Origin of the sequence: Streptomyces sp. 130 (assembly GCF_007096885.1) — a bacterium.
Lineage (GTDB): Bacteria > Actinomycetota > Actinomycetes > Streptomycetales > Streptomycetaceae > Streptomyces.
Window position 1 is genome coordinate 245,455 of sequence record NZ_VJNO01000002.1, and the last position, 13,480, is coordinate 258,934.

At 74.9% G+C, this 13,480-nt stretch carries 10 protein-coding genes; 4 read left to right on the forward strand and 6 right to left on the reverse strand.

Annotated elements, in window-relative coordinates:
• Positions 1–5: 5 nt before the first annotated feature.
• The gene (locus FKN01_RS03315) at positions 6–608 is read right to left on the reverse strand and encodes a dihydrofolate reductase family protein (protein WP_143616169.1); all 603 of its coding nucleotides are present in this window, start codon (positions 606–608) and stop codon (positions 6–8) included.
• 459 nt (positions 609–1,067) lie between these two features.
• Here FKN01_RS03315 and FKN01_RS03320 point away from each other — a divergent pair, with 459 nt between their 5' ends.
• Entirely contained in the window at positions 1,068–2,939 is a 1,872-nt protein-coding gene (locus FKN01_RS03320; RefSeq protein ID WP_143616170.1) for a serine/threonine-protein kinase, read from the forward strand.
• Positions 2,940–2,951: 12 nt separating this feature from the next.
• Here FKN01_RS03320 and FKN01_RS03325 read toward each other — a convergent pair whose 3' ends face one another.
• A complete protein-coding gene (locus FKN01_RS03325; RefSeq protein ID WP_143616171.1) occupies positions 2,952–3,533 on the reverse strand; it encodes a TetR/AcrR family transcriptional regulator in 582 nt (193 codons plus the stop codon).
• The gene (locus FKN01_RS03330; protein ID WP_143616172.1) at positions 3,530–5,041 is read right to left on the reverse strand and encodes an MFS transporter; all 1,512 of its coding nucleotides are present in this window, start codon (positions 5,039–5,041) and stop codon (positions 3,530–3,532) included. The genes FKN01_RS03325 and FKN01_RS03330 overlap by 4 nt, the downstream gene beginning before the upstream one ends.
• Before the next feature lie 162 nt (positions 5,042–5,203).
• Between FKN01_RS03330 and FKN01_RS03335 the strand changes: the two genes are divergently transcribed.
• Positions 5,204–5,536, forward strand: a complete 333-nt coding sequence (locus tag FKN01_RS03335) for a hypothetical protein (RefSeq protein WP_143616173.1) — start codon at positions 5,204–5,206, stop codon at positions 5,534–5,536.
• Positions 5,537–6,155: 619 nt separating this feature from the next.
• Here the strand turns inward: FKN01_RS03335 and FKN01_RS03340 are convergent.
• Positions 6,156–7,505 (reverse strand): DUF445 domain-containing protein, encoded by a 1,350-nt coding sequence (locus FKN01_RS03340; protein WP_398930926.1) that lies wholly within the window; start codon positions 7,503–7,505, stop codon positions 6,156–6,158.
• A 162-nt stretch (positions 7,506–7,667) separates the two neighbouring features.
• On the opposite strand from FKN01_RS03340, the gene FKN01_RS03345 reads away from it, so the two are divergent.
• Positions 7,668–8,918, forward strand: coding sequence for an SGNH/GDSL hydrolase family protein (locus tag FKN01_RS03345; protein WP_143616174.1), 1,251 nt, complete (start codon positions 7,668–7,670; stop codon positions 8,916–8,918).
• A gap of 119 nt (positions 8,919–9,037) precedes the next feature.
• Here the strand turns inward: FKN01_RS03345 and FKN01_RS03350 are convergent, their stop codons facing one another.
• Positions 9,038–9,994: a hypothetical protein gene (locus tag FKN01_RS03350; RefSeq protein WP_143616175.1), complete on the reverse strand. Its 957-nt coding sequence runs from the start codon at positions 9,992–9,994 to the stop codon at positions 9,038–9,040.
• Complete coding sequence (locus FKN01_RS03355) at positions 9,994–10,383, reverse strand: hypothetical protein (RefSeq protein ID WP_143616176.1); 390 nt, start codon at positions 10,381–10,383, stop codon at positions 9,994–9,996. The genes FKN01_RS03350 and FKN01_RS03355 overlap by 1 nt, the downstream gene beginning before the upstream one ends.
• 99 nt (positions 10,384–10,482) lie before the next feature.
• Here FKN01_RS03355 and FKN01_RS33515 point away from each other — a divergent pair, with 99 nt between their 5' ends.
• Complete coding sequence (locus FKN01_RS33515; RefSeq protein ID WP_143616177.1) at positions 10,483–13,332, forward strand: CHAT domain-containing protein; 2,850 nt, start codon at positions 10,483–10,485, stop codon at positions 13,330–13,332.
• The last annotated feature ends 148 nt before the right edge of the window (positions 13,333–13,480 follow it).

Below are 13,480 nucleotides of genomic sequence, written 5' to 3' on the forward strand. Positions count from 1 at the left end.
CCGACTCAGCCGGCCACCGGGGCACGTCGGTACGTCAGATACGCCGCTCCGCTGCCCAGGACCGTGTGGTCGGTGAGGGTCCAGGCGGCCGGTTCGAACGCGGCCCGGCCGCCGAACAGCGGGATGCCCGCTCCGATGGTCGTCGGGCTGAGCTTCAGGATCAGCGTGTCGATCTCCGCGTAGAGCGAGGCGGCCAGTTCGCCGCCGCCGACGAGCCAGATGTCCTTGCCGTCCTCCTGCTTCAACTCCCGTATCCGCGCGGCCGGATCGCCCGCGACGAGCTCCACGGCCGGGTCGGGGCTCTCGCCCAGGGTGCGGGAGAACACCAGGTGGCGCAGATGCGGGTAGGCGTCGGTGAGTCCGGCGTCGAGGCCGATCTGGTACGAGCGCCTGCCCTCGACCACCGTGTCGAAGCGCGTGCCCTCCGCCGTCACCCCGAGCGCGGCACGCGCCGGGCCGGGCAAGGTCTCCGGGTATTCGGCGATCAGATGCTTGAGGTAGTCCTCCGGGATGGGCCAGAAGCCGTCCGGGCCGGTGGGATCGGCTCCGTCCGGGCCGGCGATGAAGCCGTCGAGGGTGGTGGCGATGAAGTACACCAGCTTGCGCACAGGGACCCTTCCGTCCGGGGGCGGCCTCCGGTACGCGGGGGCCGTCGGCCGTTCATGATCGAACGGAAGCCCGTGGCAGGCAACGGGAATGACGGCCTCCGGCAGTCTCGGGACCGGTCCGGCGCCGGGGCGACCACCGCGAACGCCCGGTCCGCGAGGTCCGCCGGGGCCTGGGCCGCAGCTGTACGCGGCGGCCGGGCCGGACGCGGCGGCAGGCGACTTCATCGGGCCGGGCGGCAGGGGCGGGCCGCGCGGTGCGGCCACCCGGTGCGGCTGTCCGCCGGGGCGGCCGGCGCCGCGACGGGGCGGCGGCCGTGGAGGTGCCGGAGGAGGCCACGGGCGTGCGGTTCGCGGCCCTCCGGCCGGCTGAACCAGCGCGCTCCCACCACTCCGCGCAGACCCGGGATTTGGATAGGGTGCCGTGTCTACAGCAGCGCTCTCCGGGGGAGTTACGAGTACATGAGCGGTCAGCAGCCACGCAGAGGCGGCGCCTCGCAGGTCTTCCAGCCCCTCGCGGCTGACGACCCCACCACCATCGCCGGCTACCGGCTGGCCGCCAAGCTCGGCGCGGGCGGCATGGGCAAGGTGTACCTGTCGTACACGCCCGGCGGGCGGCCCGTCGCGATCAAGGTGATCCGGCCGGAGTTCGGCGAGGACGCGGAGTTCCGGCGGCGGTTCGCGCAGGAGGTGCAGTCCGCGCAGCGCGTGCAGGGGCTGTTCACCGCGCCCGTGATCGACGCCGACACCGAGGGCGCGCAGCCGTGGCTCGCCACCGCCTACGTGCCGGGCCCCTCGCTCGCCGACGCGGTCGTGGAGCACGGCGCGCTGCCGGTCGAGGCGGTGCTGCTGCTGATCGCGGGCATGGCCGAGGCGCTGCACGTCATCCACGGGGCAGGGATCGTCCACCGCGACCTCAAGCCGTCGAACGTGCTGCTCGCGGCGGACGGGCCGCGCGTCATCGACTTCGGCATCGCCTACGCGGCCGACGCGACGTCGCTCACGGGGAGCGGGGTCACCATCGGCACCCCGTCGTTCATGGCGCCCGAGCAGGCCGCCGGGCGCCGGGTGACCGCCGCGACGGACATCTTCGCGCTCGGCCAGGTCGCGGTGTTCGCGTCGACCGGGACGCCCGCGTTCGGCGAGGGGACCTCGCACGGGGTGCTCTACCGGATCGTGCACGAGGAGCCGGACCTCACGGGTGTGCCGGAGCGGCTGACGGAGCTCGTGGAGCGCTGCCTGGCGAAGGACCCGCAGGACCGGCCGTCGGTCGCCGAGGTGATCCGGCTCTGCCAGACCGCGAACGCGGAGACGGTGCTGCGGCGGCCCGAGGACTGGCTGCCGAAGCCGGTCGCCGCCGACATCACCGTACGGGCCGCCGCGCCGGCGCCCGTGCAGACGCCGCCGCCCCCGTCGACCGCCCCGGCCACGCCGCCGGTGGCCGCCGCGCCCGCCGCCTACTCGCCCACGACGCCGGCGCCGAGCACCCCGCCGCCGGGATACGGGCCGCCGGTCACGCCGCCTCCGGGACAGGGGCCCGCACCAGTGGGGCCCGGGGCTTACGGTGCGCCCACGGCGCCCTCCGCGCAGACCCCGGCGTACGGGTATCCGGCCGCCCAGCAGCCTTCGTACGGTTATCCGCAGCCGGGGCCCGCGTATGCCGGCGGGGGTGTGCCGCCGCAGACGCCGCAGACGCCCGGGCCCAGGAAGCGGCGGGGGCGGGCGGCGGCGATCGCGGTCGTGGCCGCACTGGTCGTCGGTGTGGCCGGCGGGGGGACGGCGTACTTCCTGTCGCAGAAGGACGACGACAAGGGGTCGCGGAGCGACACCACCGCCCAGGACAAGAACCCGCCCGCGGCGAAGGCGAGTACGCAGCCGAGCGCGGAGCCGACGGAGTCGGGGGACGACGGCGCGTCGGACGAGCCGAACCCGATGCCCACCGCCACGTCGAGCCCGACGCCCGAGGACTTCGCGGGCATCGACCTCACGCGCGGGTACCACCTGACGTTCGGGGACTCGGAGGTCCGGCCGCAGGACGGCACGGACGGCGGGTACGACCTGACGTACGAATCCGGATACCTCGAAGCGGAGAGCGACGGCGGCCGGCTCACCCTGCTCGACCCGGGGCAGGCCGGGTCGCTGGACGTGTGCCGGGCGGAGACCCGGTTCGCCGACACCATCCCCGTGGAGCAGCTGTCGAAGGGGCGGCAGGTGTGCGTGACCACGGGCACGGGGCACATGGCGCTGGTGACGTACGAGGGGAACTCGCCGGAGGACTCCCCCAGTGACTACGTCACGCTCGACGTGACGGTGTGGCGGAACGCGGCGCGGTGAGCGCGGGCGGGGCTACGACGCGCCCGTGATCAGCCGCTGCAGCGCCGGCGCGTACAGGTCCGCGATGCGTTCCGGCGTCGCGGACGCCCCCGCGCCCTCCCGGTGCAGGCTCAGCGTCGCGCCCAGGCCCAGCAGGTGTCCGGCCAGGAGCTCGGCGCGCAGGGCGGCGTCCTCGCCGGGCAGGCGGGCGGTCAGCACGTCGGTGACCTGTTCGTGGAAGCGGTCGCGGAGCAGGGACCGTTCGTCCTGGTTGCCCAGGGAGAAGACGACGCGCAGCAGCGGGTCCGACTGGTCCGCGCGGCGGCGGGCGACCAGGGTGACCACCAGGTGGCGGCCCAGCACGTCGAGCGGCGCGTCGAAGAGTTCGGCGGCGGCCGGTCCGAAGTCGGCCACCGTGTTGAACAGCTCCTCCTTGCGGCCGAAGTGCTTGACCACCAGGGACGCGCTGACCCCGGCGTCCGCCGCGATCCCCCGGATCGTCACCTCCGCGTACGGGCGCTGCGTGAACGCCCGCCGGGCCGCGCGCAGGATCGCGTCCCGGCCCGTGCCGGTGTCCGTGGCCGGGGTCGCGGCGATGGCCTGGCCGCCGGTCATGCGCCCTCCTGGATTCCCGCCGGCCGCGCACCCCCCGTCGGGGTGACCGGCGCCGTGCGCTTCTCCTCGACCGTACCCGCCCCGGCGGGCCTGCGGCCCCGCAGCATGAGCGTGACCAGCAGGGCCAGCAGCGCCGCGCCCGCCGCGATGACGAAGACCAGCTGGTACGCGTGCAGGGTCGGCGCGGTCCGGCCGCCCACCCGGAAGGTGAGGTTGGCCAGGACGGCGGCCACCGTGGCGCTGCAGAACGCCTGGCCGATCGAGCGCATCAGGGTGTTCAGGCCGTTCGCCGCGCCGGTCTCGCTGACCGGGACCCCGCGCATCACGAGGGCGGGCAGCGCCGAGTACGCGATGGCCGTGCCGGAGGCGACGACCGTGGCGCCCGCGATGATGAGCCACAGGCTGTGGCTGGTGAAGTACCGCACCCCGTAACCGGCCGCGATGATCCCCGCCGCCAGGGCGAGGCTGACCTTCGGGCCGTACTTGGCGGAGATCCGCGCGGACACCGGCGAGAGCGCCACCATCGACACCCCGCCCGGCAGCAGGCACAGACCGCTGACGACGAGCGAGGCGCCGAGCCCGTAGCCGGTCGCCTTCGGCTCCTGCACCATCTGGGCCGTGACCAGGGAGTTCGCGTAGAACGCGAAGCCGATGAGGAGAGCGGCGACATTGGTGAGCAGGACGGCCGGGCGGGCGGAGATCCGCAGGTCGACCATGGGCGTCGCGACGCGGAGCTCGTACGCCCCCCACACCAGCGCCACCACGACGGCCGCCACGAGCAGGCCGACCGTCCGGCCGGAGGTCCAGCCCCAGTCGCCGCCCTGCGTCACCGCGAGCAGCAGGCAGACCAGCGCGCCGGACAGGCCGAGGGCGCCGAGCGCGTCGAAACGGCCGCGGCTGCGGAGCGGGGACTCCGGTACGAAGACGAGGACGAGCACGATGTCGATGACGCCGATGACGCCGGAGACCCAGAACATCGTGTGCCAGTCGAAGTTCTCGACCACCAGCGCGGCGATCGGCAGGCCCACCGCGGCGCCGATGCCGAGCGTCGAGCTCATCAGCGCGACGGCGGACAGCACGCGCTCGGGCGGCAGTTCGTCGCGCAGGATGCTGATGCCCAGCGGTACGACGGCGATCGCGGCGCCCTGGAGTGCGCGGCCGGTGATCAGCACGCCGATGTGGGAGCTGATCCCGCAGAGCACCGAGCCCACCACGAGCACGCCGAGCGAGGCCACGAGCACCCGCCGCTTGCCGTACATGTCGCCGACCCGGCCGAGCACGGGCGTGAACACCGCGCCGGTCAGCAGCGTGACGGTGACCAGCCAGCTCGCGGCGGCCGGGGTGGCGCCGGTCAGCTCGGGGATGTGCGGGAGCAGGGGGACGACGATGGTCTGCATCACCGCGACGACGACCCCGCAGAAGGCCAGCACGCCGACCGCGAAGCGCGGGTGCGGGGCCTGGGCCTCCGGGGGCGTCGGGGCGGTGGGGGCGGGTATGTCCGCGGGCATGGTTCTCCGTTGCCGACTCGGGGGTGCACAGATGTTCACCCCCAGGGTAAACGCCTGTGCACCCCCTCGGCGACGGGAGGGCGGAAGCGCGGGTTAGCCTCGGTCCGGGCGCCGGTGCGGCGCCCGGCGCGAAGCGCGTACGAGTGCGCTGGGCGCACAACCATGACGTGGACGAAGGCGGAGGTGACCGCGATGGCGAAGGTGCCGGCAGCGGCGGTGGCGGCGGGCGGACTGGTCGGCGGTTACGCCGTCGCGCGGTGGACCCGCAAGCGTCCGCTGGGCGGGGTCGCGCTCGCGGCGGCGGGCGGCGTCGCCGCGTACGAGTGGAACCGGCAGGCCGGCCCGCGCGCGGCCGTCGCGCTGACCACCGCCTACGTGGCCGCGTTCGCGGGCTCCCACCCACTGGCCAAGAAGGTCGGCGCCTGGCCCGCGGTCTTCACCGTCGCAGGCACGGTGGCCGCCGCGTCCTGGGCGGTCACCCGCCGAGCATCCTGATCTGATCCGGTGCGCCCTGCGGACGCGGACGCGGAACGGGGGCGCCCTCCGGACGCGGGACGCGCTGGACCCGGGGTGCACTCCGGACGCCGACGCGAAACGAGCGCACTCCGGACGCGGGAAGCGCTGGCCCCGGGGTGCCACGCCCCGGGGCGGGCTGAGCCCCCGCACCCCGTACCCGAGGCGTCCTCCGGACGCCGACGCGAAACGGGCCGCACTCCGGACGCGGGAAGCGCTGGACCCCCGCGCCCTGGGGCGGGCTGGCCCCGCTTGCCTAGACGGCCGAGGCGCCGCCCGGGGCGCCCTGGGACCTTGCCCTGAGCCCGGGGCGCCTCCCGGACCGCGCAGAGCCGGGGACGGGCTGGGGCCGAGGCGCCACCCGGAGCGCGCCGGCCCGTCGCACCGCCAGCCGGGGCGCGCTGAGCCCCCGCACCCTCAGCCCAGGGCGCGCCGAGCCCCCGCACCCAGTGCCCGGGCGCAGCCGCAGGGCGTCCTGGGCCCTGGCACCTTCCCGCGGGCGGCCCGGGCCCGCGGGCCGTCCGGGCGCCGCGGCCGGGCGGCCCGGGCCCCAACGGCCCCGCTCCGGGGCCCCCGCACGCGGCCCCGCCCCGGGGCCCCCTCACCCCCAGAGCGCCCACGACACCGTGTGGATCGCCAGGCCCGCCAGCGCCCCCACCACCGTGCCGTTGATGCGGATGAACTGCAGGTCGCGGCCGATGTGGGCCTCGATCTTGCGGGATGTCTGGTCCGCGTCCCAGCCGGCCACCGTGTCGCTGATCAGCGACGTGATCTCGGCCCGGTACGTCGTCACGACATAGGCCGCCGCGTCCTCCAGCCAGCCCTCCAGCTTCCCCTGGAGACGGTCGTCCGTGGCCAGCCGGGCGCCCAGCGACATCAGCGAGGCCCGGGCGCGCAGCCGCAGCTCGCTCTGCTCGTCCTCCGCCGCCGCGATCACCATCGCGCGCACCGCCGCCCAGGCCGAGGCGATGACGTCCTGGACCTCGCCGCGCCCCAGGATCTCCGACTTCAGGCGCTCCACCCGGTCCCGGGTCTCCGAGTCGGTCTGGAGGTCGGCCGCGAAGTCCGCGAGGAACGTGTCGATGGAGCCGCGCGCCGGGTGCCCCGGCATGTCCCGCATCTCCGTGACGAAGCGCAGGAGCTCCTTGTAGACCCGCTCCCCGACCCGCTTGTCCACGAACCGGGGCGTCCAGCCCGGCGCCCCGCCCTGCACCGCGTCCATCACCGAGTCGCCGTGCAGCACCAGCCAGTCGTGCGCCCGCGCGCACACCAGGTCGACGAGCTTGCGGTGGCCGCCGTCCGCGACGACCTTCTCCAGCATCCGGCCGAGACCGGGGCCCACCTCCGCCGCGTTCGCCCGCCGGGTGATCGCCTCGCCGACGACGGCCTGGACGTCCGCGTCCCGCAGGACGGTGAGCGCCCCGCGCAGCGCGGTCGCCAGCTCGGCCGTGACCCGGTCCGCGTGGGCCGGCTCCGCGAGCCACGCCCCGACCCGGCTGCCGATGCCCAGCGAGTGAATCCGGTCACGTACGACGTCCCCGGAGAGAAAGTTCTCGCCGACGAAGGAACCGAGGGAGGCCCCGAGCTGGTCCTTCTTGGTGGGAATGATGGCAGTGTGCGGGATCGGCAGACCGAGCGGACGCTTGAAGAGGGCCGTGACGGCGAACCAGTCGGCCAGCGCGCCCACCATGCCCGCCTCGGCAGCCGCCGCGACGAAGCCCGGCCAGCCGCTCACCCCCTCGTTCTTCGCCCAGGTGGCGAGGACGTACACCAGCGCGACCAGCAGAAGGAGGCCGGTGGCCGTGGTCTTCATACGGCGTACGCCACGACGCTTCTCCTCGTCCGCCGCGGTGTACGCGAACGAGGCGAGCCCCCCGGGTCTCGCCCTCCCACCGGGCCCCGGGGGCAGCGCGCCCGGCTCGGTCCGCCCGGTTCCGTCGATCCGTTCCATCCGCTCCACCCGTCCGCGTACGCACAGCCCCAGGCCTCCGCTACGCATTGTGCCTACCTGACCTACTCCCGGGCCGCACGTCGAGTTCCCCGCGCCCTGCCGCATCATGGGAACCGGTCCACTCCCCCCGCTTCCCCGCCCCCGCAAGGAGACACACCGCCCATGCCCAGGCGCCAGGGGTACGCCCTGCTCATCGCCCTCGTGGCGGGCACCGCCGCGCTCGCCGCAGCCGTGGCGTTCGCCGGTTCCCTGCTGTTCGCCGGGGAACGGGCGACGGCCGCCGCCACCACGGCCCCGCAGGGCGTGGCCCACAGCCCGGCGGCCCCGGCGCACTCCTCCGGGCACTGGCTCGCCACCTGGGCGGCGGCCCCCGTCGCGGGCGTGGCCGACCCGGCACAGGCCGAGGACCAGAGCCGCCGCGTCATCCGCAACGTCGTGCACACCAGCATCGGCGGCACCGAGGCCCGCGTGACGCTGTCCAACCTGTTCGGCACGCAGCCCCTGCTCATCGACCGCGTCACCGTGAACACCCGCCCCGTGACGTTCCGCGGGGCCTCCTCCGTCACCGTCGCCGCCGGCGGGCAGACCGTCAGCGACGCCGTCGCCGTCCCGGTCGCCGCCGACGCCGACCTCGTGGTCACCCTGCGCACCCCGACCGCCGACGGACCGGTCACCGCCCACCCCAACAGCCACCAGACCTCGTACACCGAGGACGACCGGGGCACCTGGGCCACCACGCAGTGGCGCTACCTCACCGCCGTCGACGTGCGGGGCGGCGGCACGCAGGCGGCCGGGACGCTCGTCGCGTTCGGCGACTCGCTCACCGCCGGCTCCGGCTCCACCACCGACGCCAACACCCGCTGGCCGGACGCCCTCGCCGACCGGCTGCACGGCCGCTACGCCGTGGTCAACGAGGGCATCGGCGGCAACCGCCTCCTGCGCGACGGCGTCGGCCCGCGCGCCCTCGACCGCTTCGAGCGCGACGTCCTCGGCGCCTCCGGCGCGAAGACCGTCGTCATCGCGCTCGGCATCAACGACATCCAGGCGCTCCCGAGGGAGACCGACCCCGGGCGGATCACCGACGCCCTGCGCGACCTCACCCGGCGGGCCCACGCCCGCGGCCTGAAGGTCATCGGCGCGACCCTCATGCCCTACCGGGGCTCGGCGGTCTGGACGGCCGGCGGGGAGCAGGTGCGCCGGCAGGTCAACGCGGAGATCCGGGCGGACGGGATCTTCGACGAGGTCCTCGACTTCGACCTGTCCCTCCGCGACCCGGCCCACCCCCAGCAGTTGCGCGCCCCGTACGACTCCGGCGACCACCTGCACCTCAACGACGCCGGGTACGCCCGCCTGGCGGCGCTGCCGGACGTGGACGCCCTGACCGGGGACAGGCCGAAGGTCGACGCGCTCTGAACCGGAGCCCGTCTCCCCGGCCGCACGGCGGCCGGGGAGAGAAGGCATCGCGGGCACACCCGCTGGACAGCGGCGTCTCGGGTGCGCGGGCGGGAGGGTTCGCCGGCGGCGCCCGGACGTCACGGTGCGGGATCGAGGCCGGGACCGTCCGATACCGGGAGACGTGACTCCAGCAGGTCGTTGAGCGTGTCGCCGGCCTCTTGCGACAGCGGTCCGCTGTGGTCCACACCCAGCAGACCGAGCAGTTCGACGGTGCGGAGCCGGACCGTCGCTTCCACGAGCTGGGCGTAGCTCTCCGCGGCGGCGCGGGTCCGGTGCCGAGCCGTCAGTGCGAGCAGGAGGCTGATCCCCGCCGCGGGCCACCACATGGCGGCCAGCGGTGCGTACAGGAGAGACCACGCGGCCAGGGCGGTGGAGGCGGTGAGTTCCCGTCGGGTGCCGGAGAGCTCGGCACGGTCGGTGTCGGGGAGGCTGAGCCACAGGTGAGGCCACAGGACGGCGAGGTCCAGGTGGTGGTCGCGGCGGACGCGGGTGGTGGCGGCACGGACCCGGTCGCCCGCCCACGTCGGCCGGCAGGGGCGTTCCAGCGCGATCTGCTCCAGGGAGCGGCGCGCCTCGTGCAGGGCTTCGGGGTCGTGCGGCCCGCGCAGTGCCGCCGCACGGGCGGCCGCCCTTCGCTGCGCGTCGAGCACCTGCCTGGCGGTGTCCCAGCGCCGGCGGCGGGCGGCCACCCGGGTGCCGGCGAGGTATCGCAGCGGGTTGGGCCACGTGTCCCAGTCCGCGGCGAGCACGAGGCGTTCGATGCCCGCGCCCAGAGCGCGGGCTGCGATGCCCACGGCGGCCGAGGCCGCCAGCACTCCCGCGAGCAGGACGACCTGCCCGCCGAACGAATGGACCTGCGGGGCCTCGGCCCAGGCGGTGAGCCGGCGGGTCAGCCGGGCGAGGTCGAACGAGTGGGCGTGCCCGAGGATGTGGGCGGCCTGGGCGACTGCCAGGTACAGGGCGCCCGGCAGAGCCAGGAAAGTGAGCCAGCGCTCCGCGAGTTGCTCGCCGAGCCGGGTGAAGAACGCCGGCATCAGCCGATCACGTCCCGGCGCAGGGGCTCACCGCTGACCTCGCACCGCGGGGTCACGCCCGGGGCGGGGAAGGCGAATCGCGCACAGGGGTAGTGCGCTCCCCCCTGCGGGCACAGGAGCACCGGCTCCTGACGCGCGTACCGGTCGGAGCCGGCCAGGTCGAAGAGGCCTCGCGAGCGGCCGAACACACCGAGCGCGTCGCCCGCCTCGCGCAGCGCCCGGTGCAGGTCGTCCAAGGACTGCCGCGGATCGCCGCCGGCCCGCAGGACGCCGATGACGGCGTCGAGCGCGGCGACGCCCGGCCCGGAGGCCAGGACCTGGCGAAGCTGGAGCTGCCGCCGGCACACGTACCCCACCGCGTCGGCGATCTCCGCGGTCGACCGTTCCACTGCCCCACCCCGCCCCGTCAGTCCTTCGAATCCGCCGCCCCGCCGGCCGGTGCGATCGTAAGCTGAGCCGCATCGGGGCGGGAAGTACCTGGGGGAGCCGTGGAATCACTCGAAGTGGTCATGTCCTGCGTCAGGGAAGCCGCCGCGACCGAGAGCCTCGATCCGGTATTCGGGCCCGGTGTGCTCGAACACGCCCAGCGCTTGGCGGCGAACCTGGACACCCACCCCGAGCCGGGTGTGGCGCGGTACCTCCTGGGATGGTTCCACTGGTACCGCGCCCAGGGACTTCCCGAAGGCGAGGACGAGCAGGACCTGGAACGCGCGCGGGACTTCCTCCTCCACCACTTCATCACCGACGGTTCCGGAGCGATCCCCGAGCCGCTGGCGGCGACCATCGCCCTCATGGCGATCCCGAGCGCGCTCGCGCACCACAGCCGCACCGTGCTCGCGCCCGACGGATTGTCGGTGGACGTGGCGGTCCGGCTGTGGACGCGCGTCATCGAGGCACTGGAGCCGGACGACTCCCTGCGGGCGCACTGCCTGACTTGTCTCAGCACGATGCTGCAGATCCGGAGCTGGCTGGGAGGCGGCGTCGAGGACGTGGACGAGGCGGTCCGCCTGGGCCGCGAGGCGGTCGCGCTCAGCCGTGGCACGGACGCGGCAAGCGCCCTGTCCGCGCTCGCGACCGCGTTACGCGACAGATACGGCTTCGCGCAGGCCATCGGCGACCTGGACGAAGCCATCGAGACGGGGCGGCGCGCCGTCCGGGCCGCCCGCCCGGACGAGGAGGACATGCCCGGATACCTGTCGAACCTGTGCACGATGCTGCTCCTGCGCCACGGCCGCACGTCCGACTCGGCGGACCTGGACGACGCGATCCGGCTCGGCCGCCGAGCCGTCGCCCTCACCCAGCCCGAAAACCCCGATCGCGCCGCACGGCTGTCGAACCTGAGCCTCGCGCTCCAGAACCGCTTCGCGGGGACAGCGGACTCCGCCGGCCTCGACGAGGCCGTCGAGGCCGGCCGGCTGGCGGTCGCCACCACCCCCGAGAGCCACCGCGAGTGGACCACCCGGCTGTCGGTCCTCGGAATGGCGCTCCGCAACCGCTGCACGGCCAACGGCGCCCCCGCGGACGGCGACGAGGCGGTCCGGGTCGCGGTCAGGGCCCTGCGGGCCACTGCCGAAAGCGACGCGGCCTGGGCGGGGAGACAGCAGGCCGTGGGTCTCGCGCTGGTGGCCCGGTTCAAACTGTCCCGTCATCTCGACGACGCGTTCCAAGCCGCCGAGGCGTTCGCCGCCGCGGTGGCGGCCCCGGCCGCCCCGCCGCACGAGCGGATCAAGTTCGCCACCAGCGCGGCCAGGCTGCTCGCCCTGATCGATCCGTCCCGGGCAGCCGACCTCCTGGAACAGGCCGTACGCCTGCTGCCCGAGGTCGCACCGCGCCGCCTCGGGCGAACCGACCAGCAGTCCGCGCTCGTCGCCGTCACCGGACTGGCCGGCGACGCCGCGGCCCTGGCGCTGGACGCCGCCTCGGCCCGGCCGGACCGGGCCGCCCAGCGCGCCCTGTCCCTGCTGGAGAGCGGGCGCACGATCTTGATCGGCCAACTCCTCGACGGCCGCGGCAGTCTGGACGGCCTGCCCCCCGCTCTCGCGGCCCGGTTCACCTCGCTGCGGGAAGCACTCGAAGGAAGCCGGGGCGCCGATCCGTTGTCCGCCCTCCTGCCCGGCGGGGCGGCCACCAACGACGACCGGGTCGACCTCGCCCGCGCGATGGCCGCCACTCTCGCCGAGATCCGCGCGCAGGACGGTTTCGCCTCGTTCGGCCTGCCGCCCCGCCTCGATGAGCTCCTGCCCGAAGCCGCCCACGGCCCCGTGGTCACCGTCAACGTCGCGGAGCGCCGCAGCGACGCACTGCTGCTGACCACCGCCGGAGTCGTAGCGCTACCGCTTCCCGGCCTGAACCGCGCGACGCTCACCGCCCGGGTCGAAGCCTTCCACGCGGCGCTGGAGGCGAGCACCGACCCCGGACAGGACCGCTTCGCCGCCCAGGCGTCGCTGACCGGGACGCTGGAATGGCTGTGGGAGACCGTGGCCGAACCAGTCCTCGACGAACTCGGATACCGCGAGGCACCCCCGGACGGCTCCGCCCCGCCACGGATGTGGTGGGCGCCCGGCGGGCTGCTGAGCCTGCTGCCACTGCACGCCGCCGGCCGCTACGACGAGCGAGGCGTCCGCCACGGGCAGGCGGTCATGGAGCGCGTCGTCTCCTCCTACACACCGACGATCCGGGCCCTGAGCCACGCCCGCAGGCGCCAGACGGCGCCGCCCGGCCGCCAGAGCTCGCTGATCGTCGCCATGCCGACCACGCCGGGGCTGCCGGGACTCGCGCACGTCCCCACCGAGGTCGACATGCTGACCTCGACACTGCCGGACCCGCTGGTCCTCACCGGGTCCGCGCACACCCTCCCGACCCGCGACCGGGTCCTGAAGGAGCTGGCCCGGCACACGATCGCGCACTTCGCCTGCCATGGTGCGCACGATCCCGCCGACCCCTCCCGCAGCCGCCTGCTCCTGCACGACCACGAACAGTCCCCCTTCACGGTCGCCGCCCTGGCACCGATCGACCTCTGGCAGGCACGGCTCGCCTATCTGTCCGCCTGTGAGACCGCGCTGAACACCGCCACCGGACTGCTCGACGAGGCGATCCACATGGCCTCGGCCTTCCAGGCCGCCGGCTACTCCCACGTGGTCGGCACCCTGTGGTCCATCGATGACGAGGCCGCCGCCGAGATGGCCCAGGACTTCTACGCCGGGATGCGCGCCGACGCCTCGGAAGGCATCGATTTCACGGCGGCGGCGCGGGCGTTGCACGACGCGGTCAGGACCCAGCGGGACCGCTACCCCCGGATGCCGTCACTGTGGGCGGCCCACATCCACGTCGGTCCGTGACCACCCCACACACCGGCGGCCGAAGGCACCTGGGCGGCAGCCGGCCCACGATCCGCCGGCGCCTCACCCCGGGCAGCCGGAACGTCCCGCCCGCCGGGCGGCACCCGGCAGGCACTCCCGACGCCCCGGCCCGCCCCGCCGGCGGACG